Raw genomic sequence first — 24,325 nt, 5'->3', positions numbered from 1 at the left:
ATTCGGTCGGCATCGGAGAACCCATGGCCGCAGCCGTCGATCCCGCCGCCCTCATCGACCTGACCCGCTACCCGATCCTCGATCCCGCCGGCGCCCGCCTGCGCGAGGTGCTGGCCTGGGCGCGCGCCCAACTGCGCGAGACCGGCGCCTGCGAGGTGCCGGGCTTCCTCACAGCCGCCGGCCTGGCGGCGATCCGGGCCGACGCGCTGGCGCTGGCGCCGACCGCCTATCGCAGCGAGGGGTACGGGACGGCGTACCTCGAGCTGCCGGACTTCGCCTTGCCCGAGGACCATCCGCGCCGCTGGATCGGTCGCGCCGCGGTCGGCGTCGTCGCCTACGACATGTTCCCCGTCGACTCGCCGCTGCGCCGCCTCTACGAGTGGGATCCGTTCATGCGCTTCATCGAGGCCGTTCTCGAGCGCGGCGTGCTCCACCGCTACGCCGATCCGCTCGGGGCGCTGAACCTGGCGGTGATGGGCGACGGCGACGAGCTGCAGTGGCACTTCGACATGACCGACTTCGTCGTCTCGTTGGCGGTGCAGGACGCCGACGAGGGCGGCGACTTCGAGGTCGCGCCGCGCATTCGCAGCGCCGGCGACGAGCGTTACGAGGCGGTCGCCCGCGTCCTGCGCGGCGAGGGCGACGACGTCGTCCGGCTGCCGATGACGCCCGGCACGCTGCTCATCTTCGAGGGCCGCCATTCGGTGCATCGCGTCAGCCGCATCGCGGGACCGACCGAGCGCCTGGTCGGCCTCCTCGCCTACGACACCAAAGCCGGCACCTGCAGCAGCGAGCTGCTGCGCCTGGCGCGCTACGGCCGCACCGGATGACCGCCGACGACGCCGCGCCCCGCCTGCCGCCGCAGGCGCTCTACGGCCTCGAGACGGCGCGCGCCCTGGAGAATCTCGCCTTCTCGCGCCACCGCCTCGGCGATCATCCGCCCTACGTCGCGGCCCTGGCGGCGGTGAAGCGGGCCGCCGCGGCCGCCAATCGCGACGCCGGCGTGCTCGATGCCGCGCGGGCGACGGCGATTGCCGACGCCGCGGCGGCGCTGATCGCCGGAGCGCACCGCGAGCAGCTCGTCGTCGACCCGCTGGGCGGCGGCGGCTCGATCGGCATCAACATGAACGTCAACGAGGTGCTCGCCAACCTCGCCAGCGAGGCGCTGGGTGGCCAGCGTCATCGCGGCGAGCCGGTGCACCCGCTGCGCCACGTCAACGCCTCGCAGTCGACGGCCGACGTCTGCCACACCGCCGCCCGCCTGGCGGTGCGCGACGGCGCCGAGCCGGCGCTGCGCGCCCTCGCGGCCTGCATTGCGACCCTCGAGGCGCGCGCCGCCGCGTTCGCGGCGGTGCCGACCCTCGCCCGCACCTGCCTGCAGGATGCGATGCCGACCACCGCCGACGTGCTGCTGCGCGGCCACGCGGCGGCGCTGGCGCGCCGCGCCGACGGGCTGCGCGCCGCGCTCGAGCCGCTCGACGCCGTGGTCCTCGGCGCGACGGTGATCGGCGACGGCCACGGCGCGCCGGCTGCCTATCGGACGCGCGTCGTGCCGGCGCTGCAGGCGGTGGTCGGCCGGCCGCTGCGCGCCCATCCGCATCCGGCGGCCGCGCTGCAGACCGGCGACGACCTGGCCGCCGTCGCCGCCGAGCTCGGGCTGCTGGCGCGGGCGCTCATCAAGGTGGCGCAGGACCTGCGGTTGCTCGCCTCCGGGCCGCGCGGCGGGTTCGGCGAGCTGCGCCTGCCGCACGTCCAGGCCGGCTCGAGCGTCTTCGCCGGCAAGTCCAACCCGGTGGTGCCGGAATCGGTGCTGCAGTGCGCCTGCCAGGTGCTCGGCGGCGAGCGCGCCGTGCAGGAGGCGCACGCCCGAGCCGAGCTCCACCTGCAGGTGTTCGACGCCGTCGCGCTGGTCAACATCCTCGATGCCCTGGCCATGCTGGCGAACGTCCTGGAGCGCTTCGAGGCCCGGTGCCTGCGCGGCATCGCGATCGACGACGCGCGCTGCCGGGCGCTGGCCGCCTCCGTGGTGAGCCGGTGCTGACGCCGCCGCGCCTCTACATCGACGGCCGCTTCGTCGCCGCGACCGGCGACGATGCGCACCGCAACACCAACCCGGCCACCGGCGAGCTGCTCGCCGAGGTGCGGGCGGCCTCGCTCGCCGACGTCGACGCGGCGGTCGCGGCGGCGGCGCGCGCCTTTCCCTCCTGGCGCGCCACGCCGCGGCGCGAGCGCGCCGCCGTCCTGCGCCGCATCGGCGACATCGTCCGCCGCCACCGCGACGAGCTGGCGCGCCTGATCGCGCTCGAGAACGGCAAGCTCTACCGCGAGGCGCTCGACGACGACATGCCGGACACCGCCGACGTCTTCGACTACTACGCCGGCTGGACCGACAAGCTGTACGGCGAGACCTGTCCGGTGGACGGTCCGTTCCTCAACTACACCCTGCGCGAGCCGCTCGGCGTCTGCGCGCTCATCGCGCCCTGGAACTACCCGCTGCTGCTCGCCGCCTGGAAGCTGGCGCCGGCGCTGGCGATGGGCAACAGCGCCGTCCTCAAGCCGTCGCCCTTCACGCCCTTCTCGCTGCACCGCTTCATGGAGCTGTTGCACGGCGAGGCGGCGCTGCCGCCGGGTCTGGTGAACGTCGTGCTCGGCGACGCGCCGGTCGGCGCGGCGCTCACCGCCCACCCGGGCGTCGCCGCGGTGTCGTTCACCGGATCGACCGCGGTCGGCCGCCAGGTGCTGCACGGCGCGGCCGCGTCGAACCTCAAGCGCGTGGCGCTCGAGCTGGGCGGCAAATCACCGAACATCCTCTTCGCCGACGTCCCGGATCTCGACCGCTGCATCGACCGCTCCTTCACGCTGATGTTCGCGCAGAAGGGCGAGAAGTGCTCGCAGCCGACGCGCTTCCTGATCGAGCGGCCGCTGTACGCGACCGTCGTCGAGCGCCTCGCCGCCCGGGCCGAGGCGGTGGTGTGCGGCGACCCGTTCGATCCCGCCAGCCAGCAGGGCGCGCAGTGCAACCGGCCGCAGTTCGAGAAGATCCTCGCCGCGATCGACGGCGCCAGGGCCGAGGGCGCCCGCCTGCGCGCCGGCGGCGGCCCGGACACGCGCGGCGCCAATGCGCGGGGACTGTTCGTCCGCCCGACCATCTTCGACGAAGTGACGCCGGCGATGCGCCTGGCGCGCGAGGAGGTGTTCGGCCCGGTGCTGGCGGTGCTGCCGTTCGACGACGAGGCCGAAGCGGTGCGCCTGGCCAACGACACCGACTACGGCCTCGCCGCCGGCCTGTGGACCGGCGACGTCGCCCGCGCCCACCGCGTCGCCGCGCAGCTCGATGCCGGCATGGTCTTCGTCAACCGCTACGGCTGCTACGACTTCGCCAGCCCCTTCGGCGGCGTCAAGCAGAGCGGCTGGGGGCGCGAGATGGCGATCCATTCGCTGGAGTCGTTCACCCGACTCAAGTCGGTGTGGATCGCGCTGTAGATCGCGGAGGCCGCGAGGGGGCACAGAGGATGGCGCTGATCATCGCCGAAGCCGATCTCGACGATCCCATCCATGGCGAGGCGATCGTGGCGGTGCTGGACTCGTACGCGCGCGATCCGATCGGCGGCGGCCGGCCGCTGAGTCCCGAGATCCGCCGCCGACTGGTGCCGGGGCTGCGGCAGCAGCCGAACACGTTGGTGCTGCTCGCGTTCGACGTCGATCAGCCGGTCGGCCTCGCGGTCTGCTTCTTCGGCTTCTCGACCTTCGCGGCGCGGCCGCTGCTCAACGTCCACGATCTCGCGGTCGTTCCGGCGCGCCGCGGCGCCGGCATCGGCACGGCCCTGCTGGCCGAGGCGGAGGCGCGGGCGCGCGCCCGCGGCTGCTGCAAGCTCACGCTCGAGGTGCAGGAGAACAACGATCGCGCCCGCGCGGTGTACGCCAGATTCGGCTTCACGGACTACGTCCTCGGCGGGGCGCCCCTGCCGACCCGCTTTCTCACCAAGCTGCTCGACGGGTGACGCCGTGCGCCTCCACCTCCTCTGTGGGGTCGCTTGCCTGCTCGCATCGGTCGCGGGCGCGGAGCTCCGGCCCGGCGACGTGCTCGGTGCGGACAACTGGCAGGAGGCGAAGGGGCTGCTGCCGGACGAGATGCTCGACTGCTACCGGCGCGGCGACTTCCGCCATCGCGTCGGAGACTTCGCGATCGACCGCATCGGCGACGACCCGGTGTTCCGGGAGGCGCTGGACGCCAACCGCGGCCGCTACGCGCTGAACGACGCCGGATCGATCATCGACGTCCGCACCGGGCAGGCGCCGGACTACGTGTATGCGTGGCCGTTCCCCGACATCGATCCCCGCGATCCGCAGGCGGCGATGAAGATCGTGTGGAACTTCTTCTACACCACCTACTACGGCGGCAACGCGCACTACCGCGCCGATCTGCTGTGGGTGTCGCGGCGCGGGCTCGATCGCGCCATCGAGGTCGACAGCCACGTGAAGCACTACGACGGCCAGCATCCGCGCTTCCGCGAGCCCGACGCCGACCGCGAGCTGCTCACCCAGAGCCTGGCCGAGGTGCGGGCGCCGGCGGACGTCAGCGGCATCGTCTCGCTCTCCTGGCGCTACCGCGGCGCCGACCGCCGCGACGCCATCTGGACCTTCGTCCCGGCGCTGCGCCGGGTGCGCCAGGTATCGCCCGCCAACCGCTCCGACGGCTTCCTCGGCTCCGACCTGACGCAGGACGACGGCAACTACTTCGACGGCAAGGTGGAGGACTTCACCTGGAAGCTGGTTGGCGAGCAGGACCTGCTGGTGCTCTTCGACGCGCCGTCGTTCGAGCGCGCGCCCACCCTCGAGCGTCTCCCCGGCGGCGGCTGGCGGATGCTCATCCCCGGCGGCGCGCGCGTCGGCTTCCAGCGCCCGGACTGGACGGGCGCGCCGTGGTGCCCGCTGCAGGAGATCCTGGTCCGGCGCCCCCACTGGGTCGTCGAGGCGGTGCCGAAGGACCCGTACTATCTCTTCGGCCGCCTCGTCTTCCGCTTCGACAAGGAGCTGTTCATGGGCAGCTACAGCTCCAAGTACGACTGGCAGGGTACCCTCATCGGCTCCTACTCGGCGATCCGCACCAACATCGTCAGGGTCGCGCCGGGGGAGCTCTGGGGATGGGCCGGCGGCGCGGTCGCGCTGGCGTTCAACTGGAAGCTCGACCGCGCCACCACGGCCGGCATCGCCGCCGGGCAGAACGTCCCCGCCGATTCGCGCATCCCGCTGTCGCCCAGCCTCTTCTCGCTGCAACGCCTGATGGACAAGGGGCGCTGAGCCGTCCTGCTGGGGCGCTGGCGGGGCTCAGGCCGCGAGGCGCTCCTGTTCGTAGGCGATGGCGGCCCGCACCGCCGGACGCGCCTGCATGCGCTTGCGGTAGGCGCGCAGCGACGGCCACTGGTCGAGGCTGATCTCGGCGTGGCGGCAGAGGGTGAGGGCCCACGTCAGGTAGGCATCGGCGACGGTGAAATGGTCGCCGACCAGGAGCTCGCGGTCCTCGACCTGCCGCGCGAGCAGCGGCAGTTTGCGCGGCGTCAGCGCGCGCGCATGCGCCTTCACCGCCTCCGGCGCGAGCGGGCTGAAGATCGGGTTCAGGATGCCCTTGTGGATCTCGGTCGAGAGATAGAGGACCCATTCCAGCACCTCGTAGCGCTGGCGCGAGCCGGCCGGCGGCAGCAGGCCCGACTCCGGCCGCTGGTCGGCGAGGTACTGGACCACCACCGGGCTCTCGGTCAGCAGCGTGCCGTCGTCGAGGCGCAGCGCCGGCACGTAGCCCTTGGGCGTCACCGCCAGATAGTCGGCGCCGTCGGCGAGGCGTTTGGTCGCCAGGCTCACCTGCCGCAGGTCGAGCGGGATGCCGGCCTCGCGCGCCGTGATGTGGCTGACCAGCGAACAGGCGAAGGGCGCGAAATAGAGCTCCATACGAACCTCCCCAGGGGGCTGCGCCGGCGCCGGATGGCGCCGGACTATTTCTGTACCGTATGATACAAAAAACCATGCTCGGTCAAGGTCGCCGCATGCCACGATCGACGAACGCCGCCGCGCCGCGGCGGCGCGGCCGGCCGCGCCAGTTCGAGTACGACGCGGCGCTCGACGCGGCGCTGCGCGCCTTCTGGGAGCGCGGCTACGCCGGCACGTCCATCGATCATCTCACGGCCGCCATGGGGCTCAACCGGCCGAGCCTGTACGCCGCGTTCGGCAACAAGGACGCCGTCTACGCCGCCGCCATCGCCCACTACGTCGACACCGTCGGCCGCGCCTACGTCGCGGCGCTGAACCGCCCCCCGGCGCTGGCCGACGCGCTGACGGCGTTCTTCGCCGCGGTCATCGACGTCGCCACCGGCCGCCACGGCCCGACCGGCTGCGCGCTCGCCTGCACGCTGCCGGCGGAGGCGGGCGCCTCGCCGGTGGCGCGCGCGCAATTGGCGCGCGCCTTCGCCCAGGTCGACCGCGCCATCGCGGCGCGCCTCGAGACGGCGCGCGCCGCCGGTCAGCTTGCCGCCTCGGCGGACGTGCGCGCGCTGGCGCAGCTCATCGCCGGCACCATGTTCGCGATCGCCATCCGGGCGCGCGCCGGGGCATCGCGCGCCGAGCTGCGGCGGGTCGCCGGCGCGCTGGTCGCGCTGCTCACCGGTGCCGCCCGGCGGCGCTGAGGGACGTCCCATGCGCATCGACGGCGGACTCACCACCCTCGAGCTGGCGCACGTGCCGGCGGCGGCGCGCGACCTGGCGGCGCTCGGCTACGACGGCCTCTTCACCTTCGAGGGCAAGAGCGATCCCTTCCTGCCGCTGGTGCTGGCGGCCGAGCACGCGCCCGGGCTGACGCTCGGCACGGCGGTGGCGCTGGCGTTCCCGCGCAGCCCGATGCACCTCGCCTACATCGGCCACGATCTGCAGGCGCAGTCGCGGGGGCGCTTCGTCCTCGGGCTCGGGGCGCAGATCCGCACCCACATCGAGAAGCGCTTCAGCGCCGTCTACGACCATCCGGTGGCGCGCATGCGCGAGCTGGTGCTGGCGTTGCGGGCGATCTGGCGCTGCTGGTACGAGGGCGGCCGCCTGGATTTCCGCGGCCGGTTCTACCGGCACACGCTGATGACGCCGATCTTCGAGCCGGCGCCGCATCCGTTCGGGCCGCCGGCCGTCTACCTCGCCGGCGTGCAGCCGCGCATGACGGCGGTGGCGGGCGAGGTCGCCGACGGGCTGATCGTCCATCCCTTCAACTCGCGCCGCTTCCTCGAGCGCGACCTGCTGCCGGCGCTCGATCGGGGCTGCGCGCGCGGCGGCCGGACGCGCGGCGCGCTGACCGTGATGTGCCAGGCGCTGGTCGCCACCGGCGTCACCGACGCCGAGCGCGAGCTGGCGACGTCGATGGTGCGCGGCCAGCTCGCGTTCTACGCGTCGACGCCGGCGTATCGGCCGATCCTCGACGCGCACGGTTGGGGTCCGCTGCAGGAGGAGCTGCACGCGCTCTCGAAGCGCGGCGAATGGGGCGCGATGGGCGAGCGGATCAGCGACGAGATGTTGGCGACCTTCGCCGCCGTCGGCGCGCCGGAGGAGATCCCGGCCCAGCTCCGTGCCCGCTACGGCGGCATCGCCGACCGCCTGATGCTGGTGCACTACACCAGCCTCGAGGGCGAGGCGCGCCAGCGCTGGCGCGCCATGCTGGACGCGATCCGGGCCCAGCCCGGCCCGTCGTCTGGCGCCTGATTCCGTTCGTGCGCTGAAACGTCTTCAGCCGATCATGGCGACGGCTTCGATCTCGACCAGGAGCTGGGGAACGGCGAGGGCGGAGACGACGAGGTAGGTGCTCGCCGGGTAGTGGCCCTCCGCGAAGTGCCTCTGCCGCGCCGCGGCGACGGCCGGGCGGTAGGCCGGATCGGTGACGAAGATGGTGATCTTCACGATGTCGTCCATCGTGCCGCCGCACGCCTCGACCACGGTGCGCAGGTTCTCGAACACCTGCTCGGTCTGCGCCGCGGGGTCCCCCTCGCCGACCAGCTTGCCCTCGCCGTCGAGCGCCACCTGCCCCGAAATGAAGACCGGCGTGCCGCCCTTCTTCACGGCGTACGAGTAGCCGGTCGGCGGCGCCATTCCGGCGGGATTCACGATCTGCTTGGTCATGCCGGCGAAAGAGCACACAAGCGGGCGGGGGGGAAGCGCCAGGGCGTCACCCCGTCGGGCGGCGCAGCCTGCCGTGCGACAGGTGCCGGGCGGCGCGCGGCTGTTGGCCGCTCATCCGTTGCGCGTCTCCGACGGTGTCCCAACTCGCGGCGTTGCCGTGGCCGCCCGGCGACACCGCCGGCGACGCGATCGTCCCGTTCGACGAGCGCCCGCGGGAGGGGTTCCGGTTGCTTTCTCACTGACAGCACCGGCCCGGCGGTCCGCGTCCGCCCGGCGCCAAGCGGGCGGCGACGGCGCGCGCATCCGCCGCCCCCTGGTGTCGGTGGACGGACCGATCCCAAGGTTGCTGGACCCCGGTCGCCGCGCGTGCAAGGAGCGCACGCAGACGATCGGGGGTCCCGCGACGCGGCGATTCGCCGGGGGGGCCGCTGGACACCCACATTCCGGCCGGATCTCGGTTCCGGTCGCACGGACACGGAGGGGCGCATGGAATTTCGGAACCTGCTGCTCGCGATCGCGATGATCGTCATGCTCACGGCGCGCGCCGAGGCCGGCGCCGGATTCTGCTGCGTGTGCGAGTGCGGGAGCGCGACGGCCTGCACGCCGGCGCTCGGCCCCGGCGTCTGTGATGAGTTCGTCGCCTCCGGCTGCGGGCTGGGCGGCAGTCAGTGCGAGGGCGAGGTCATCTTCACCCCCTGCGCGGACCTGCCTGTCTGTGCCGTCCCGGTCGTGCAACCGACCCCGGCGGGGAGCGCGGTCGCGCTGGGCGTGGCGGCACTGCTGCTCTGCGGCATCGCCGCCTGGCGCCTGCGCGACGTCCGCCGGCTGCGGACACCGCGGTGACCCTGCCCACGGGCAGCGGGCCTGCGCCGCCCCCCGTGGCGCGCGACCCGCGTCGCCCGCTGTCGCTCGCCAGCGCATCCAGGTTGTCGGCCTGAGGGAGGGAACGATGGAATCCGGTGTGGACCCCGCGGTCACCCTGAGTCGCCTCGTCTTCGGCTACGCCTTGTCCCAAGCCGTGTACGTCGCGGCGAAGCTGGGCGTGCCGGACCTGCTGGCCCATGGTGCGAGAGACGGAGCTGACCTCGCGCGCGCGACCAACACCCACGCGCCGTCGTTGTCGCGTTTGCTGCGGCTGCTCGCCGCGCACGAGGTTCTCGCGGAGGTCGCCGAGAATCGCTTCGCGCTCGCGCCGATGGGCGCCTTGCTGCGTTCCGATGCGGTCGGATCGCAGCGCCCGTACGCGATCATGACGATGGAGCTCGAATTTCCCGCGTGGGGTCAGCTCCTCCACGCGGTGACCACCGGGGAACCCGGGTTCGATCGCGCCTTCGGACAGCCCTACTGGCCGTATCTGGCGAGCACTCCCGCCGGCGCCGTGCTCGACGCCGCGATGGTGGGCCTGACCCGCTGGCAGGCGGACGCCATCGTCGCGACCTATGACTTCGCCAGGTGTGGCACGGTGGTCGACGTCGGCGGCGGGCACGGAACCCTGCTGGCGGCGATCCTGGCCGCGCATCCGACCTTGCGCGGTGTCTTGTTCGACGCCCCGCAGGTGGTCGAGGGGGCGCGCGTTCTCCTCGAGCAGCGGGGCGTCCTCGATCGCTGCACGCTGGTCGGCGGCGATTTCCTGCAGTCGGTCGCGCCGGGGGCGGACACGTACGTGCTGAAGTGGATCGTCCACGATTGGGACGACGCGCACGCCCAGACGATCCTTGCGCACTGTCGGCAGGCGATGCGACCGGGCGGCCGGCTGCTGTTGGTCGAGGGCATCGTTCCCGCCGGCACCGCCACGCCCGAGCACGCCGAGAAGCTCGCAGATGATGTCCTCATGATGGTGCTCTTCGGCGGGCGGGAGCGCACCCGTACGCAGTTCGCGCAACTGCTGGACGCCGCCGGCTTCGCGCTCGCGGGGGTCTCCGAGGCCGGGCCCGGGCTGTGCGTCATCGAGGCAGTCCCGAAGTGAGCCCCGTCGCCTGGGCGGAGCGGGGGGAGGCTTCCGTTGCCGCCTCGGGGGCCGGTTCAGCGGCGAACGAAGGCCTCGATCTCGTCGATGCGGGCGTGCGCGTCCTGGTAGCCGATGTCGATCAGGGCGCGGGTGTAGGACGAGTCGAACAGCAGGTAGCTCATGAGATCGGCGCTCTGCGCGTTCGGGGTGCCGAGGCCGTCGAGCAGGTAGCGGACGGGGCGCGGCATCTTGTGGGCGAACGCCGCGGCGACGATCGCCAGGTCGGCCGAGGGGCTGATCACCAGCGGCTCGATGCGGCGCATCGGCTCGCTCACCGGCGCTGCCTTCTTGCGGCGGCCGTTGCCGTTGCCGGACGGGTGGCCGTTGGCGGCGATCAGCTCGTTCATCCGCAGCAGGTGGTCGAGATCGGTATCGAGATGGTCGAGGAAGATGGCGTTGAGAAAGACGCCGCAGATCTGCGCCAGGGGCGGGCGGGCGATCGAGCCGACGCCGCCGTGCGATTCCTCGTCGACCCGCAACTCGGCGCGCGACAGGGCATCGGCGGAGCTCTTGCACCGGATGCCGACGGCGAAGATGCGCGAGGCGCCGAGCCGGATCGCCGGGCTGAAGGGGGTCACCAGGCGCATGCCGCCGTCGCCGAACCAGCACTCGCCGACCTCGGGCGAGGGCACCTGCACCGGCGCGAAGAGAATCGGGATCGACGCCGAGGCGCAGACGTGATCGACCGTCAGCTCGACCGGCAGCGCGACCCGCCGGCTCTTCAGCCACAGCGGGTGACCCTTGCGGCCCTGGATGAAGGTGAACGACTTGCCGGAGTGGTAGCTGGTCGCCGAGATCGCGACCGCGTACAGGTGCCCGGCGCGGATCGACTCGGCGATGCCCGCCAGCGGCAGGTGCTGGGCGAGCAGGGCGCGCAGCGGGCTGGCGTCGAGCAGCGATTGAATGTTGCCGCCGCCGAGCAGGCCGCCGAGGGAGAGGTCGCGCAGCCAGCGGATGCCGCCGGCGCCGAGCGCCAGCGGGTCGGAGCGGAAGACCTGCCCCGCCGACAGATCCGCCCACAGCTCGGCCAGACGCAGCGTGCCGGCGCTCACGTCCTCGGCCGTGGCCGCCACCATGGCGCCGTTGATGGCGCCGGCCGAGGCGCCGGCGACGACCGCGAACGGCGACGGCCGGTCGCGCAGCGCCGGTATCTCACCGATGCGCTTGAGCACACCGGCCTGATAGGCACCGCGCGCCCCACCTGCGGTCAGCACCAGGCCCAACATGAATGACGCGGAATCTCCGCGCACCGGTTGAGCAACGGCGGTGCCAGCCGCGTCAGTCGCGACAGCGGCGCCGCGATCGCCGCGGCGTCGCGGCCGCGTGCTCAGGGCGGCGGCAGCGGCTGCCGCGACAGCGGGCAGTCGGCGGCGGTTACGGCTGCTGCTGGACCGCGGCGGGGGCTTGGTCGACCTCGCTCTCGGTGAGGAGGACGGACCAGGCCAGCCAGCCGAGGATGAAGACGGCCAGGCCGACGGCGATCAGGGTCTTGTGGCGCCGCTGCATCGCCTCACCTGACCAGAAAGCGCCGCACGGGTCAAGCCGTGGCGCCGCGCCGCCGCGCCACGGGCGCCGCGCGCGCCAGCAGCAGCAGCGCCAGGATGGCTCCGTACCCGACGGGCGCGCGGACGTCGGCCTTCACCAACCACCAGTAGTGGATCACCACCGCGGCGGCGGCGACGTAGGCCAGGCGGTGCAGCGTCGTCCAGCGCCTGCCGAGGCGGCGGATCCAGCCGCGGGTGGAGGTGATCGCGAGCGGCACCAGGCAGAGGAAGGCGACGGCGCCGGCGGTGACGTACGGCCGCTTGCGCAGGTCGGCGAGAATCCGCGCCCAGTCGAACCAGTGGTCGAGCGCCACGAAGGTCGCGACGTGCAGCAGCGCGTAGGTGAAGGCCAGCAGGCCGAGCGGGCGGCGATAGGCGATCAGCCAGTTCCACGCCGTCGCCCGGCGCAACGGCGTGATCGCCAGCGAGGCGAGCAGGAAGCGCAGTCCCCAGAGTCCGCTGCCATGGGTGATCGCCTCGATCGGATTCGCGCCCAGCGCGTCGCGCCAGCCCGCCACCGCCAGCCACGCCGCCGGCAGCATCGCCAGGGCGACGAGCCCCCACCTTCCCACTCGCCGCGCCCCGCGGCCGCTCAGCGAGGTGGGAAGAGCGGCGCCCGCTCCCCGTCGGCGGATGGTGATGCGCTCTGGTCGGGCTGGCATGGTCTGGGCCTCGGCGGATTGACGGCGGCGCCGGTGGACGTGCGATGCCGGGCGCCGGGGTTCGGTTTCCGCCGCCTGGTGCGGTCTCCGTTGGCGGGGGCGGCGTCATGGGCTCGCGGCGCCGGCGGCGGCCGCGGGCGGCCTCAGTTCGCTTGCACGCCGCGGCGCACCCGCGCTACGCGGCGAGACGTCAGCCCGTCGAGGCTCGGAGGTGACGGTATGAAAGCAGTCGCGTTCTCAGCGGTCGCGGCCATGCTCCTGCCCGTGGGGTTCTCGCCCGCCGATGCCGCGCCGTACGTCCAGGTGGCGGGGAGCGCGATCCTTCTCGTCATCGATGCGGACGGCGATGGTCCCGAACCCGACGAGGACTGCACGATCCGCGCGACCTTCGATGGCTACAACCTCGCCTTCACCAAGACGCAGACCAACACGCCGCTGATCAAGGGGTGCAACGGCGGCACGACGTCCGGCTCGATGGTGACGGGCCAGGACGCGAGCAGCGACTACATCGTCACCGAGGTGACGTCGACGAGCACGCCGAGCGGCGCGACGCCGCCGCGCCCGCCGCTCGCCGGCCTGTTCGTGATCCCGTTCCGCCTCGACGCGTACGAGGAGTTCCCGAACGACCATCCGGATGGGTTCCCGGCGGCGCTGAACACCGTCGAGTTCGAGACCGGGAGCGGCACCGTGCTCGCCACCGGCTACCTGTGCGCTGCCGGCGGACCGGCGGTGCTGATCGACTTCGGCGTCGCCTCGGTGCGGCTCCCGCTCGACCTCTACCCGAGCGCGGCCGCGCCCACGCATCTCAGGATCCCGCACGTTCCGTACGAGCTCGGGGCGCCGAATCTGGGCTCGTTCGCGCTGGTCGATCTGTACGTCGCGCTCCAGGATCGGGCGATCCGCCTGGGCATCGAGGGCGAGTCGCCGCTGCTCGTGGACATCCCGCTCGACGAGCTCGCCCCGTGCCGTTCCAAGAGCACCGCTCCGGCGCTGTCGACCTGGGCCCTGGCGCTGACGGCCGCGGCCCTGTTCGCCGTCGGCATCCGTCGGCGCCGGCGCGTCCGCGCCCGCCGCGGCACGTCGGGGTGAGCGATGCGCCGCGGCGCCCGTGCGCGGAGTCAGAAGCTCTTCGCCAGGTCCATGCCGGCGTACAGCGACGCGACCTGCTCGGCGTAGCCGTTGAAGGGCAGGGTGTCGCGACGCCGCAGCTCGCCGATGCGGCGCTCGCTCCGCTGGCTCCAGCGCGGGTGATCGACGGCCGGATTCACGTTCGAGTAGAAGCCGTACTCGCTCGGCGCCGCCATGTTCCAGCTCGTCTCCGGCTGCGCCTCCTGCAGGCGGATGGCGACGATCGTCTTGATGCCCTTGAAGCCGTACTTCCACGGCACCACCAGGCGCAGCGGCGCGCCGTTCTGGTTCGGCAGCACCTTGCCGTACATGCCGAAGGCGAGGAGGGTCAGCGGGTGCATCGCCTCGTCGATGCGCAGGCCCTCGCGGTACGGCCAGTCGAGCACGCGGCGGCGCTGGCCGGGCATCTGCTCGGGATCCAGCAGGGTGCGGAAGGCGACGTACTTCGCCTTCGACGTCGGCGCATGGCGCTGCAGCACCTCGCCGAGCGGCACGCCGACCCAGGGGATCACCATCGACCACGCCTCGACGCAGCGGTGGCGGTAGACGCGCTCCTGCGGCGTCAGCCCGCGCAACAGATCCTCGAGCCCGATCGTGCCCGGCCTGGCGACCTCGCCCTCGATCGCCACCGACCACGGCTTGGTGACCAACCGGCCGGCGTTCGCCGCGGGATCGCTCTTGTCGGTGCCGAGCTCGTAGAAGTTGTTGTAGCTGGTGGCCTTGCCTTCGGCGGTGATCTCCTCGTCGGTGGCAAACGGGCCGCGGACGATTCCGGGGATGGACGCCAAGGGCGGCGTCTCGGCGGCGGCGGCGCCGGTGGCGCCGGCGGGCGCGTCGCCGGGCGGGCCGCACGCCGGCACGAGCAGCGCGCCGGCGGCGAGCGCCGCGCCGCGCAGAAACTCGCGGCGGCGGAGATAGAGGGTCTCGTCGGTGATCTCGTTCGCGGCGAGGTCCCACGGGCGGGGGATGCGAATCAGCATGGGGTGGTCCCTGCGACGGCCTGGAGCAGCGGATGTTCGATGCCGCGGCCGTCGTTCGGTTTCCGCTGCCGACCTCTCCGCGCGCGCCGCCGGGCGATCGCCAGGAGGCCGCCCGGAGCGAGACGCGCGAGCGACGGCCGCGGCTCGTGTTGTCAGGGAATGCCGCAGCCGCCGGCCAGGCACGTCGTGCCGGAGTGCAAGGTCCCGCTCCAGGTGGTCGCGCAGTGCGCGCCGACGCCCGGTCCCGCCAGGCAGCTAAAGGCGAAGACCGCGTCGGAACAGCAATCGCCGGTGCTCACCGGCGGGGCGCCGCAGAGACCGGTCGAGGCATCGCAGTCGCCGCTGCTGGAGGTGCCGCCGAAGAGCGCGCAGACGGTGGGAGAGAGGATCAGGCACACCTGACCGGCGCTGGGCTCGACGAACGAGCAGCACTGCGCCGGCGGCGGTCCGCCCGTCGGGGTTTCGGTCGCGGTCGCCGTGGCGGTGCCGGTCGCCGTTTGGGTGGGCGTCGGAATCGGTGTCGGCGTCGGCAGCCCCTGCAGACAGCCGGTCAGGGAGGCGATGAAGTCGTCGATCTTGTCCTGCACCACGCCCCCGTCGCCGACCGACGCGCAATCGCCCTTGCTCTCGGCGATCGCCCACTTCTCGCTGAGCTTCTGCTCCGCCGCCGCCAGGCAGGCCGGATCGACCGCGCTGCCGGTGCGGGCGGCGCGCGCCACGCACTTCGCCTTCGACAGCGCGCCTTTCCCCGCGAACTTGTACTTGAGCGAGGTGCAGCGCGATTGCGCCAGGGCGCAGTCGTCGGCCATCGCCAGTGCCATCGCCGGCAGGATCACGACGGCCGCTCCGCCGCGCACCCACCGCGCGACCAAACCACCGACACCGACTCTCGCGAACGTCGAGACCCCCATGAGGTTCCCCCCTCTCGAGGACGTTCTGACCGCGAAGACTTCGCGGCTCGGCGTGTAGTACGGGTTCGACGACAAGTCCACGAGAAACCACCGCCCCGTCCCGTGCACCGATCGGTCCGGATGCGATCCGGAGCGCAGCGCGGTATGATCCGCCGCGATACGGTGCGCGCGCGACTGTGGCGCGGAGCGGCCGCGCTCGAGGAGGGACAATCGATGAACATCCGCAGACTGGCACTGGACGTCGACAAAGCTCACGACCGCCCGGATCTGATCGCGTTGGCGGCTGCCGTCGAGGCCGTGACGGGGGTGGAGGGCGTCAACGTCACCGTCAACGGGATCGACATGGAGACGGTGGGAACCGACATCACCGTCGAGGGTCAGAACATCGATTTCGAGGCGGTGAAGAAGGCGATCGAACGAACCGGCGCGGTGGTCAACAGCGTCGATCAGATCGTCTGTGGCGAGCGCATGGTGGAGCGGGAGAAGCGGGCGCGCTGAGCCATGGCGGTCTCCGCGCGCGGGGAGCATGGATTCGCGTTGGTCGTCGGCCTCGTCGACGGCATCCTGACGGCGCTCGTGCTCGCCGCCGGCAAGGTCGTCGCGAGTCATGCGGCGGTCGACGCCGGCGACGTGATCCGCGTCGCGGTGGTGGCCTCGATTTCGGCGGCCTTCACCTTCTTCGTGGCGCAATATGCGACGTTCCGGAATCGGTTGGTGGAAGCGGCGAAGCATCTCACGCTCGGCTCACGGGGGCCGCTGGTCAGGACGCAGCTCGGCCGCGCCGTTCTGGTCGAATCCATCATCGGCAGCCTGGTCTCCGGCTCGTGCAGCTTCATGGGGGCGGTGTTCCCGCTGCTCGTTGCCATGGCCCTGCCCGGGGCGAGCTGGATCTCGCTCGGCGGGCCCATCGCCGCGCTGGGCGTCCTGGGCGGCTTCCTGGGTCGCTCCGCGGAGGGCAACGTGTTGACGTGGGCGATGGGTCTGATGAGCGTCGGCGTGCTGTTGGCCTTCGTCGGGGTCCAGGTCCGCATCATGTAGCCGGGCGGATGCCCCGGCGGCGCACGCGATGGCGAGCGAGGCCGGCGTACCGCTGGCGCATCGCGAGGAGGTCACCACGATGGATGCCACACTGCCGGCGTCACCACGCGGGCTGTCGGAAGCCGAAGCCCGGGAGCGGCTCGACCGCGACGGGCGCAACGAGATCCCCGAGCAGGCGCCGGACCCGTTTCGCGGCGTGCTCAAGCGCCTCTGGGGGCCCATCCCGTGGATGCTGGAAGGGGCGCTCGTGCTCGAGCTGGCGCTCGGCAAGGTCGCCGAGCCGGCGATGATCGCCGCCTGGTTGTTGTTCAGCGCCGTCGTCGGGGGCGTGCAGGAGCAGCGTGCGCAACGGGTGCTGGATCTGCTGCGCAGCCGTCTGCGCGTCAGCGCGCGCGTGCGGCGCGATGGCGCCTGGCGGATGATCGCGGCGCGCGACATCGTCGCCGGCGACGAGATCCGCCTCCGCGCCGGCGACCTCGTGCCCGCCGACGCCACGGTGCGCGACGGCACGATCGAGCTCGACCAGTCATCGCTCACCGGCGAGTCGGCGCTCGTCAGCCGCGGCGCCGGCGAGGCGATCTACTCGGCGTCGACGGTGCGCCGCGGCGAGGCCACGGCCGTCGTCACCGCCACGGGCGGGCGGACCTTCTTCGGCCGCACCGCCGAGCTGGTGCGCTCCGCTCGTTCGGCCGGCCACCTCGACCAGTTGCTGTTCGCGGTCGTCCGCCACCTCGTGACCATCGATGCGATCCTCGCGGCCGTGCTGGTGGCCTTCGCGCTGTGGAGCGGCGCCCCGCTGCTCGAGCTGGTGCCATTCCTGCTCGTGCTCGTGATCGCGACCGTTCCGGTGACGATGCCGGCCGCGTTCACCGTCGCCAACGCCGTCGAGGCCCGCGCGCTCGCCGGCGAAGGGGTGCTGGTCACCGGGCTGTCCGCGGTTCAGGAGGCGGCGACGATGGACGTGCTGTGCGTCGACAAGACCGGCACGCTGACCGAGAACCGCCAGGTGGTGGTGGCCGTGGTGGCGCTGGCGACCGACAGCGAGGACGAGGTGCTCGCCTTGGCCGGTACCGCCTGCGATGCCTCGACGCAGGAGCCGCTCGAGGCGGCGATCCTGGAGGCGCTGCGGCAGCGCGCGGTGCCGCTGCCGGCGCGGCAGTCCTTCGTCGCCTTCGATCCCGCGCGCAAGCGCTCCGAGGCGACCATCGAGCGCGACGGCGCCGTCCTCAGGGTGGTGATGGGATCGCCGCTCGTCGTGCAGGACCTGGCCGGGGCGCGGCCCGAGCTCGCGGCGCAGGTCGAGCGGCTCGCGGCGACCGGCGCCCGCGTCCTCGCGGTGGCCGCCGGTCCGGACGGCGCGCTGTCGATTCGCGGCCTGGTCGCGCTCGCCGATACGCCGCGCCGCGACGCCGCGGCTCTCGTCCAGGCGCTTCGCGGGCTCGGCGTGCGCCTTCTCATGCTCAGCGGCGACACGCTGGCGACGGCGCGCGCGGTGGCGCGCCAGGTGGGTCTGGGCGAGCGGTTCGGCGACGCGGCCGCGGCCAAGCTCGAGCCGCTGCGGTTCGATGGCTTCGCCCACTGCTACCCGCAGGACAAGTTCGACCTGGTGCAGACGCTGCAGCGTTCGGGTCGGGTGACGGGCATGACGGGCGACGGCGTCAACGACGCGCCCGCGCTCAAGCAGGCCGAGGTCGGCATCGCCGTCAGCTCGGCGTCGGACGTGGCCAAGGCGGCGGCGCAGGTCGTGCTCACGCGACCAGGCCTGCAGGACATGATCGCCGTCGTCCACAGCGGCCGGCGCGTCTACCGCCGGATGCTGACCTGGACCCTGACCAAGATCGCGCGCACCGTCGAGCTCGCCGCGCTGCTGGCCGTCGGCTACATCGCGACCGGATTCTTCGTGACCTCGCTGCTGCTGATCGCCGTGCTCGTGATCCTGAACGACGTGGTGACGATCACCCTCGCCACCGACCGCGCCTGGATCTCGCCGCTGCCGGAGCGGTGGAACGTCGCCGAGATCGGCAAGGTCGCCGGGCTGTTCGCCGTCGCCTGGCTGGCGCTGGCCTTCGTCATCCTCGCCTGGGCCCTGAACGGCCTGCACCTGTCGGTGCCGCAGATCCAGACGCTGATGTTCGCTTTCCTCATCTATTCCGCGCAGGCGACGATCTACCTGACGCGCGTCCGCGGACGGCTCTGGTCGTTCGCTCCGAGCCGATGGGTGGCCCTGGCGACGTTGGGCAACGTGCTCATCGCCTCCGCCATGGGGCTGTTCGGGCTGCTCGCCGCCGCCGTGCCGGCGTTCGTCCTCCTGGCGACGCTGGCCGCCGTGCTGGCCACCACACTCGTGCTCGACGAGCTCAAGCTGCGCCTGCTCCAACGCACGACCGTGTTCGGACCAGCGGCGCCCGAACCGTCATGAACGCGGCGCCAGCGCGTCCCGCGTCGTGAAGCGGGCGGCGGCCGCCGTCGCCCGCCTTGGCGCTCAGTCGCCTTGCGCTGCCACCCGTGGTGGCGCGGTCTCCGCGTCGGACGGCGACGCGGCCAGTCGCGCCCGCAACTCCGGGGTCGGCAGGGGGCAGGCGTCGAAGCGCCCGAACCAGGCGTAGCGGCGCCGGGCGAACGCGTCGTAGGCGGCGTCGCGCAGCCGGCGCGGCAGCCAGCGCAGCGGGCCGAGCAGCGCCCAGCCGCCGCCCAGCTCGCGCAGGATGGCGAGGACCGCGTCGGACTTCACCAGCAGGCGTTCGTCTGCGCTGCCGGCGTCGCGCAACAGCGCCACGGTGTCCAGGTCGCCGGCGTCGCGTCCATGGCGCGCCAGCGCTGCGGCGGCGAAGTCGCTCTGCAACGGCGCGAAGCGGAAGCGCCCGCGCGCATCGCGCCGCAGCACGAAGCGCACGGTGCGGTCGCAGAACCCGCAGACGCCGTCGTAGAGGATCACCGCCGCGGCCATGGCGGCAGCCTACACGGCCTCGGGCCACTGAACACGTGGGGGACCGGAGAACGGGAAGGACGCGACCGACCGTCAACAGCGGCACGCCTTCGGGTTCGCGGTGGTCGGCGGTGATCCGCGTCGCCTCTGCCCGACCCGGTGGACTCACTCGCCGCCGTTTGTCGTAATTGCCGGTGATGCGAGGCGCGGCGCTCCTGCTCGGCCTGCTGTTCGCCAGCGCGGCGGGCGCTGGCGACAACGTCTGGACGGCGTCCGGTCCGCACGGCGGCCAGGCGCTGGCCTTCGCCATGTCGACCGGCGCGGGAACGATGACCTATGCCGCGACCAGCGGCGGCGTCTTCCGCAGCGGCGATCTCGGCGCCACCTGGCGAGGCTCGGGGCGCGGGTTGCAGCCGAGCAGCGTCCTCGCCGTCGCCGTCGACCCGCGCGACCCGCTCGTCGCCTACGCCGGCACCGATGGCGGCGGCGTGTTCCGCAGCGGCGATGGCGGCGAGACCTGGCGCGAGCTCAACGGCGGCGTCGCGGAGCTGGCGACGGCATCGATCGCGGCGATCGTCGTCGATCCCGAGGACAGCCGCGTCCTCCACGTCGCGACGCGCGGCGCCGGCCTCTTCCGCAGCACCACCGGCGGCACCGCGTGGGCGCGGCGCGACAGCGGCATCACCAACGCCTTCCTGCTCGCCCTGGCCATCGATCCGCAGCAGCCGCGGCGGCTCTACGCCGGCACGGTCGACGGCGTGTTCCGCTCCGACGATGGCGGCGACGCCTGGCAGCGGGCGAGCGCCGGTCTGACCGATTCCTTCGTGCGCGCGCTGGTGGTCGATCCAGGCGCCGCCGGCGTCGTCTACGCGGCGACGCCGGGCGGCGTCTTCGCGACCGCCGACGCCGGCGCGACGTGGCAACTCGCCGCCGGCGGGCTCGCGCCGCCCAATGCCTTCGCCCTCGCCCTCGATCCGCTGCCGCCGCGCACGCTGTACGCGGCCACCGACGGCGGCGTCTGGCGCTGGCGCGCTGGCGCCGCGAGCTGGACGTCGGCGCGCGACGGGTTGCCCGACGGCGTCGGCGTCGAGGCGGTGGCGCTGGCGTCGAGCGCGCCGGCGATCCTGCTCGCCGGCCCGACCGGCGGCGCCGGCGTCTATCGCTCCACCGACGGCGGCGAGACCTGGCGCGCCGCCAATGCCGGCTTCGCCAACACCATCGTGCGCGCCGTGGCGGTCGATCCGCGGTCGCCGGCGACCATCTATGCCGGCACCTTCGCCGGCGGCGCGGCGCGCAGCGCCGACCGCGGCGCGAGCTGGGCGGCGGCATCCAACGGCCTCGACGTCGCCGAGGTGGCGGCGCTGGCGGTGGCGCCGTCGCACCCGGCGACCCTCTACGCCGGGACGTCGGGCGACGGCGTCTACCGCAGCGACGACGGCGCCGCCACGTGGATGCCGGCCGGCGCCGGCATCGATGCTTTCGTGCGCGCCGTCGCCGTCGATCCCGCCGACGCCCGGCGCGCCGTCGCCGGGACGCAGGCGGGCCTCTTCCGCACCGTCGACGGCGGCGCGCGCTGGGATCCGCTCGGCGACGGCATCGGCCGACCGCGCATCGACGCGCTGGCGCAGGCGGCGAGCGACCCGGCGCGCATCTACGCCAGCGGCGCCGGCGTCGTGTACCGCAGCGACGACGGCGGCGCCCGCTGGCTGCCGGCGTCGGCCGGGCTGCCCGTCGGCGCGCCGGTGCAGGCGCTGGCCGTCGATCCCGGCGACGCGGCGATCGTCTACGCCGGCACCGGCGGCGCCGGCATCTACAAGAGCAGCGATGCCGGCGGGCAGTGGCAGCCGAGCGCCGGACCGCCCGGTGGGCAGGTGAGCGGCGCGGCGATCACCGCCCTCGCCATCGACCCCAGCGATCCGCGCCGCGTCTGGGCGGCCGGCTCGCTGGGCGCGCTGCTCAGCCGCGACGGCGGCGACTCCTGGGTCGGGGTGAACAACGGTCTGACGGCGCGGTCGACCACCATCGCGATCGACCCGGACGACGGCCGCAACGTCTACGCCGGCACCGCCGGCGGCGGCGTCTTCGCCCTCCGCCTCACCGCCGTGAGCTGCGGCAACGGGTCGATCGATGCGGGCGAGGAATGCGACCGCGGCGCCGCCAACGGCGCGCCCGGTTCGTGTTGCGCGGTCGATTGCCGCTTCCGCGCCGCCGGCTCGATCTGCCGCCCCAGCCGCGGCGAGTGCGACGTCGCCGATGCGTGCGGCGGCGACAGCGGCGTCTGTCCCGACGACGCGGTGGTCGACGACGGCACCGAATGCGACGACGGCGACCTCTGCAGCCGCGACGACGCCTGCCGCGGCGGCCTCTGTGCCGGCGGCCCGCCGCGGGTCTGCGACGCCTGTCAGCAGTGCGATCCGCGGCGCGGCTGCAGCGGCGCGGTGTGCACGGTCACGCCGACGCCGGTGGACACGGCGACCCCGACGCCGGTGGCCACCGCGACCCCGGAGGACCCGGCGACGGCGACGGCGGTGGACACGGCGACGCCGCTGCCCACCGCCAGCGAGCGGCCGCGCTGCGCCGGCGATTGCGATGGCGACGGCAGCGTCGCCATCAACGAGCTGATCCGCGGCGTCGGCATCGCCCTCGGCAACGCGCCGGTGGACGACTGCCCGGTGTTCGACGCCGATGGCGACGGCGCCGTCGCCGTCAACGAGCTGGTGCGCGCCGTCAACGCGGCGCTGGCCGGCTGCGGCGCGTGAGGAACTGCGGCCGCGGCGGTCCACCCGCGGTCGGTGGGGGCAGTGAGGCGGCAGCGATGGCGGTTCGCTGGTCGTCGGGCACGGGGCCGCGAGCGCTCGGGTCCCGCAGATCCCGCCGGGATCAGTACTGCGGCCCGCGGATCAGCGCGTCGGTGCCGCCGTCGACGAACAGCACGCTGCCGCAGATGTAGCGCGCCTCGGGGCCGAGCAGGAACGCGACCGCGGCGGCGATGTCGTCCGGCGTGCCCGGGCCGCCGGTCGGCACCGGGAAACCGCGGATCGCCGGACCGTAGATCGGATGCTCCAGGCCGCCCTGCAGCAGCGGCGTCTGCACCGGGCCGGCGGCGACGGCGTTCAGCCGGATGCCGGCGCCGGCCCACTCGGGGCTCGGCGCGACCCGCCGCAGCCAGCGCGTCAGCGCCAGCTTCGAGCCGGCGTACACCATCTGCCCCGGCAGCGTCGCCGCCAGCGCGCGCGTCGCCGCCTCGTCGCCCCCGAGGCACAGGTCGACCAGCGGCGACTCGGCGCCGGGGATGGTCGTCGAGTTGGACGAGATCGCCACCGCCGCCGGCCGCGCGGCGCGCGCCAGCAGCGGCCGCAGCGCCTCGAGCAGCACCTGGGCGCCGAAGTAGTTGACCGAGGCGATCGCCGGATGATCGCTGACGTGCGGTCCGAGGCCGGCGCAGGCGACCAGGCCGTCGAGCGCCGCGCCGGCGCGCGCCCGGATGGCCTCGATCGCCGCCGCGCGGCCGGCCGCCGTCGACAGATCCGCGATCACCTCGGCGCCGCGCAGATCGACCCCGATGACCTCCGCGCCGTCGCGCCGCAGCCGCGCCGCGATGGCGGCGCCGATGCCAGACCCAGATCCGGTGACCGCGATCATGCGCCGTGCTCCTCTGCCGGTGGCCGATCGCCCGCGAGCCATGGCGGCACCGGCAGGTGCCGCGCTCGCAGGAGCTCGGGATTGAACAGCTTGCTCTGGTAGCGGGTGCCGTAGTCGCAGAGCACGGTGACCACGACGTGCCCCGGCCCGAGGGCGCGGGCGACGCGGACGGCGCCGGCGACGTTGATGCCCGAGGAGCCGCCGACGCACAATCCTTCCTCGGCGAGCAGGTCGAACACCACCTGCACCGCCTCGGCGTCGCTCACCTGCAGGGCCTCGTCGATCGGCGCCCCCTCGAGATTGGCGGTGATGCGGCCCTGGCCGATGCCCTCGGTGATCGAATCGCCCTCGGCCTTGAGCGTGCCGTGCGCGTAGTAGTGGTAGAGCGCCGAGCCGGCGGGATCGGCGAGCACGATGCGCACCGCCGGGTTGCGCTCCTTGAGCGCCAGGCCGACCCCGGCCAGCGTGCCGCCGGTGCCGACCGCGGCGACGAAGGCGTCGACCCGGCCGTCGGTCTGGCGCCAGATCTCCGGCCCGGTGGTCTCGACGTGCGCCTGCCGGTTGGCGAGGTTGTCGAACTGGTTCGCCCACACGGCGCCGTGCGGCTCGCTGCGCGCCAGCTCGGCGGCGAGCCGCTCCGAGACACGCACGTAGTTGCCGGGATCCCGGTACGGCACCGCCTTCACCAGGCGCAGCTCGGCGCGGCACAGGCGCAGCATCTCCTGCTTCTCGCGGCTCTGCGTCTCGGGCATGACGATGACGGTCCGATAGCCGCGGGCGCAGGCGACCAGCGCCAGGCCGATGCCGGTGTTGCCGGCCGTGCCCTCGACGATCACCCCGCCCGGCCGCAGCAGGCCGCGCGCCTCGGCGTCGCGGACGATGTACGCGGCGGCGCGGTCCTTCACCGAGCCGCCGGGATTGAGGAACTCGCATTTGCCGTAGATCTCGCACCCGGTCTGTTCCGACGCCCTGCGCAGACGGACCAGCGGCGTGTTGCCGATCAACTCCATGAACCCCGACGGGACGGCCATGGCCGGCGTCGCTAGCACACGCGGCGGAACGGGGGTACCGGGCTCTGCGGCTTTGCCCAAGAAAGGTTGCTGGGTGTTGGTTGTCAGCCTTGATGCGACAAAAGACTTTCACCACGGAGGCGCGGAGACACGGAGAGTACTGATCTCGAAGCCCGCCCAGTGGTCCTCCCAAAGTTCATTGGAAATGGAGTGAGAAGAGGTCCCGCGCCTTCGCGATGGCACCGAGCCCTCCCTGTCTCCGTGCCTCCGTGGTGAGGAGTTTTCTGTCTCATCAAGGTTAGGTTGTTGGTCTCAGAGGCCGTTCAGGCCC

General features: G+C 73.3%; 23 protein-coding genes. 14 read left to right on the top strand and 9 right to left on the bottom strand.

Annotation, left to right across the window (positions count from 1 at the left end):
- Positions 1-23: 23 nt before the first annotated feature.
- The 5 genes from KF840_04650 (at position 24) to KF840_04630 (ending at position 5,301) form a co-directional block, all read left to right on the top strand.
- On the top strand, positions 24-830 hold the full coding sequence (locus tag KF840_04650) for a 2OG-Fe(II) oxygenase (protein ID MBX3024182.1): 807 nt from the start codon (positions 24-26) through the stop codon (positions 828-830).
- Positions 827-2,041, top strand: a complete 1,215-nt coding sequence (locus tag KF840_04645; protein MBX3024181.1) for an aspartate ammonia-lyase — start codon at positions 827-829, stop codon at positions 2,039-2,041. Before KF840_04650 ends, KF840_04645 begins: the two co-directional genes overlap by 4 nt.
- Positions 2,038-3,483: an aldehyde dehydrogenase gene (locus KF840_04640; GenBank protein ID MBX3024180.1), complete on the top strand. Its 1,446-nt coding sequence runs from the start codon at positions 2,038-2,040 to the stop codon at positions 3,481-3,483. Before KF840_04645 ends, KF840_04640 begins: the two co-directional genes overlap by 4 nt.
- 29 nt (positions 3,484-3,512) lie before the next feature.
- A complete protein-coding gene (locus tag KF840_04635) occupies positions 3,513-4,001 on the top strand; it encodes a GNAT family N-acetyltransferase (GenBank protein MBX3024179.1) in 489 nt (162 codons plus the stop codon).
- A 79-nt stretch (positions 4,002-4,080) separates the two neighbouring features.
- Positions 4,081-5,301, top strand: a complete 1,221-nt coding sequence (locus KF840_04630; protein ID MBX3024178.1) for an outer membrane lipoprotein-sorting protein — start codon at positions 4,081-4,083, stop codon at positions 5,299-5,301.
- 27 nt (positions 5,302-5,328) lie between these two features.
- On the opposite strand, the gene gstA is transcribed toward KF840_04630, so the two are convergent.
- Positions 5,329-5,946, bottom strand: coding sequence for a glutathione transferase GstA (gene gstA / locus KF840_04625; protein ID MBX3024177.1), 618 nt, complete (start codon positions 5,944-5,946; stop codon positions 5,329-5,331).
- A 95-nt stretch (positions 5,947-6,041) separates the two neighbouring features.
- Here gstA and KF840_04620 point away from each other — a divergent pair, with 95 nt between their 5' ends.
- Both KF840_04620 and KF840_04615 read left to right on the top strand, forming a co-directional pair.
- Positions 6,042-6,677 carry a TetR/AcrR family transcriptional regulator gene (locus KF840_04620; protein ID MBX3024176.1) on the top strand — a complete coding sequence of 212 codons (636 nt, stop codon included), beginning with the start codon at positions 6,042-6,044 and terminating at the stop codon, positions 6,675-6,677.
- 10 nt (positions 6,678-6,687) lie between these two features.
- Positions 6,688-7,731, top strand: coding sequence for a TIGR03617 family F420-dependent LLM class oxidoreductase (locus tag KF840_04615; GenBank protein ID MBX3024175.1), 1,044 nt, complete (start codon positions 6,688-6,690; stop codon positions 7,729-7,731).
- 24 nt (positions 7,732-7,755) lie between these two features.
- Here the strand turns inward: KF840_04615 and KF840_04610 are convergent, their stop codons facing one another.
- Positions 7,756-8,145, bottom strand: coding sequence for a RidA family protein (locus KF840_04610; GenBank protein MBX3024174.1), 390 nt, complete (start codon positions 8,143-8,145; stop codon positions 7,756-7,758).
- Positions 8,146-8,631: 486 nt separating this feature from the next.
- On the opposite strand from KF840_04610, the gene KF840_04605 reads away from it, so the two are divergent.
- Positions 8,632-8,988, top strand: a complete 357-nt coding sequence (locus KF840_04605; protein ID MBX3024173.1) for a hypothetical protein — start codon at positions 8,632-8,634, stop codon at positions 8,986-8,988.
- Positions 8,989-9,094: 106 nt separating this feature from the next.
- A complete protein-coding gene (locus KF840_04600) occupies positions 9,095-10,111 on the top strand; it encodes a methyltransferase (protein MBX3024172.1) in 1,017 nt (338 codons plus the stop codon).
- Between the two features lie 56 nt (positions 10,112-10,167).
- On the opposite strand, the gene KF840_04595 is transcribed toward KF840_04600, so the two are convergent.
- A complete protein-coding gene (locus tag KF840_04595; GenBank protein MBX3024171.1) occupies positions 10,168-11,379 on the bottom strand; it encodes a patatin-like phospholipase family protein in 1,212 nt (403 codons plus the stop codon).
- Between the two features lie 311 nt (positions 11,380-11,690).
- A complete protein-coding gene (locus KF840_04590) occupies positions 11,691-12,239 on the bottom strand; it encodes a sulfoxide reductase heme-binding subunit YedZ (protein MBX3024170.1) in 549 nt (182 codons plus the stop codon).
- A 372-nt stretch (positions 12,240-12,611) separates the two neighbouring features.
- On the opposite strand from KF840_04590, the gene KF840_04585 reads away from it, so the two are divergent.
- The gene (locus KF840_04585) at positions 12,612-13,448 is read left to right on the top strand and encodes a hypothetical protein (protein MBX3024169.1); all 837 of its coding nucleotides are present in this window, start codon (positions 12,612-12,614) and stop codon (positions 13,446-13,448) included.
- A gap of 29 nt (positions 13,449-13,477) precedes the next feature.
- Here KF840_04585 and msrP read toward each other — a convergent pair whose 3' ends face one another.
- Entirely contained in the window at positions 13,478-14,467 is a 990-nt protein-coding gene (gene msrP, locus KF840_04580; protein ID MBX3024168.1) for a protein-methionine-sulfoxide reductase catalytic subunit MsrP, read from the bottom strand.
- Between the two features lie 152 nt (positions 14,468-14,619).
- Complete coding sequence (locus KF840_04575) at positions 14,620-15,303, bottom strand: hypothetical protein (protein ID MBX3024167.1); 684 nt, start codon at positions 15,301-15,303, stop codon at positions 14,620-14,622.
- A 288-nt stretch (positions 15,304-15,591) separates the two neighbouring features.
- Here KF840_04575 and KF840_04570 point away from each other — a divergent pair, with 288 nt between their 5' ends.
- From KF840_04570 to KF840_04560, 3 genes are all read left to right on the top strand, one after another.
- The gene (locus KF840_04570; GenBank protein ID MBX3024166.1) at positions 15,592-15,876 is read left to right on the top strand and encodes a DUF211 domain-containing protein; all 285 of its coding nucleotides are present in this window, start codon (positions 15,592-15,594) and stop codon (positions 15,874-15,876) included.
- Positions 15,877-15,879: 3 nt separating this feature from the next.
- Positions 15,880-16,416, top strand: coding sequence for a hypothetical protein (locus tag KF840_04565; GenBank protein ID MBX3024165.1), 537 nt, complete (start codon positions 15,880-15,882; stop codon positions 16,414-16,416).
- Positions 16,417-16,495: 79 nt separating this feature from the next.
- Positions 16,496-18,835 carry an HAD-IC family P-type ATPase gene (locus KF840_04560; GenBank protein MBX3024164.1) on the top strand — a complete coding sequence of 780 codons (2,340 nt, stop codon included), beginning with the start codon at positions 16,496-16,498 and terminating at the stop codon, positions 18,833-18,835.
- Between the two features lie 63 nt (positions 18,836-18,898).
- On the opposite strand, the gene KF840_04555 is transcribed toward KF840_04560, so the two are convergent.
- The gene (locus KF840_04555; protein MBX3024163.1) at positions 18,899-19,363 is read right to left on the bottom strand and encodes a DUF393 domain-containing protein; all 465 of its coding nucleotides are present in this window, start codon (positions 19,361-19,363) and stop codon (positions 18,899-18,901) included.
- 176 nt (positions 19,364-19,539) lie between these two features.
- Here KF840_04555 and KF840_04550 point away from each other — a divergent pair, with 176 nt between their 5' ends.
- Complete coding sequence (locus KF840_04550) at positions 19,540-22,101, top strand: hypothetical protein (GenBank protein MBX3024162.1); 2,562 nt, start codon at positions 19,540-19,542, stop codon at positions 22,099-22,101.
- A 121-nt stretch (positions 22,102-22,222) separates the two neighbouring features.
- Here KF840_04550 and KF840_04545 read toward each other — a convergent pair whose 3' ends face one another.
- On the bottom strand, positions 22,223-23,026 hold the full coding sequence (locus KF840_04545; GenBank protein MBX3024161.1) for an SDR family oxidoreductase: 804 nt from the start codon (positions 23,024-23,026) through the stop codon (positions 22,223-22,225).
- Positions 22,981-24,015 carry a cysteine synthase A gene (locus KF840_04540; protein MBX3024160.1) on the bottom strand — a complete coding sequence of 345 codons (1,035 nt, stop codon included), beginning with the start codon at positions 24,013-24,015 and terminating at the stop codon, positions 22,981-22,983. Before KF840_04540 ends, KF840_04545 begins: the two co-directional genes overlap by 46 nt.
- Positions 24,016-24,325 lie beyond the last annotated feature (310 nt).

This window comes from bacterium, from assembly GCA_019637795.1.
GTDB lineage: Bacteria > Desulfobacterota > Binatia > HRBIN30 > CADEER01 > JAHBUY01.
This window is presented reverse-complemented; position numbering and strand designations above follow the sequence as displayed.

What these genes read in the sequence shown, in the direction of transcription:
- KF840_04650 (MBX3024182.1), top strand. Translation starts at nt 24, where the DNA reads ATGGCCGCAGCCGTCGATCCCGCCGCCCTCATCGACCTGACCCGCTAC.
- KF840_04645 (MBX3024181.1), top strand. Translation starts at nt 827, where the DNA reads ATGACCGCCGACGACGCCGCGCCCCGCCTGCCGCCGCAGGCGCTCTAC.
- KF840_04635 (MBX3024179.1), top strand. Translation starts at nt 3,513, where the DNA reads ATGGCGCTGATCATCGCCGAAGCCGATCTCGACGATCCCATCCATGGC.
- gstA (MBX3024177.1), bottom strand. Translation starts at nt 5,946, where the DNA reads ATGGAGCTCTATTTCGCGCCCTTCGCCTGTTCGCTGGTCAGCCACATC.
- KF840_04620 (MBX3024176.1), top strand. Translation starts at nt 6,042, where the DNA reads ATGCCACGATCGACGAACGCCGCCGCGCCGCGGCGGCGCGGCCGGCCG.
- KF840_04615 (MBX3024175.1), top strand. Translation starts at nt 6,688, where the DNA reads ATGCGCATCGACGGCGGACTCACCACCCTCGAGCTGGCGCACGTGCCG.
- KF840_04610 (MBX3024174.1), bottom strand. Translation starts at nt 8,145, where the DNA reads ATGACCAAGCAGATCGTGAATCCCGCCGGAATGGCGCCGCCGACCGGC.
- KF840_04605 (MBX3024173.1), top strand. Translation starts at nt 8,632, where the DNA reads ATGGAATTTCGGAACCTGCTGCTCGCGATCGCGATGATCGTCATGCTC.
- KF840_04600 (MBX3024172.1), top strand. Translation starts at nt 9,095, where the DNA reads ATGGAATCCGGTGTGGACCCCGCGGTCACCCTGAGTCGCCTCGTCTTC.
- KF840_04595 (MBX3024171.1), bottom strand. Translation starts at nt 11,379, where the DNA reads ATGTTGGGCCTGGTGCTGACCGCAGGTGGGGCGCGCGGTGCCTATCAG.
- KF840_04590 (MBX3024170.1), bottom strand. Translation starts at nt 12,239, where the DNA reads ATGCTGCCGGCGGCGTGGCTGGCGGTGGCGGGCTGGCGCGACGCGCTG.
- KF840_04585 (MBX3024169.1), top strand. Translation starts at nt 12,612, where the DNA reads ATGCTCCTGCCCGTGGGGTTCTCGCCCGCCGATGCCGCGCCGTACGTC.
- msrP (MBX3024168.1), bottom strand. Translation starts at nt 14,467, where the DNA reads ATGCTGATTCGCATCCCCCGCCCGTGGGACCTCGCCGCGAACGAGATC.
- KF840_04570 (MBX3024166.1), top strand. Translation starts at nt 15,592, where the DNA reads ATGAACATCCGCAGACTGGCACTGGACGTCGACAAAGCTCACGACCGC.
- KF840_04565 (MBX3024165.1), top strand. Translation starts at nt 15,880, where the DNA reads ATGGCGGTCTCCGCGCGCGGGGAGCATGGATTCGCGTTGGTCGTCGGC.
- KF840_04560 (MBX3024164.1), top strand. Translation starts at nt 16,496, where the DNA reads ATGGATGCCACACTGCCGGCGTCACCACGCGGGCTGTCGGAAGCCGAA.
- KF840_04555 (MBX3024163.1), bottom strand. Translation starts at nt 19,363, where the DNA reads ATGGCCGCGGCGGTGATCCTCTACGACGGCGTCTGCGGGTTCTGCGAC.
- KF840_04550 (MBX3024162.1), top strand. Translation starts at nt 19,540, where the DNA reads ATGCGAGGCGCGGCGCTCCTGCTCGGCCTGCTGTTCGCCAGCGCGGCG.
- KF840_04545 (MBX3024161.1), bottom strand. Translation starts at nt 23,026, where the DNA reads ATGGCTCGCGGGCGATCGGCCACCGGCAGAGGAGCACGGCGCATGATC.
- KF840_04540 (MBX3024160.1), bottom strand. Translation starts at nt 24,015, where the DNA reads ATGGCCGTCCCGTCGGGGTTCATGGAGTTGATCGGCAACACGCCGCTG.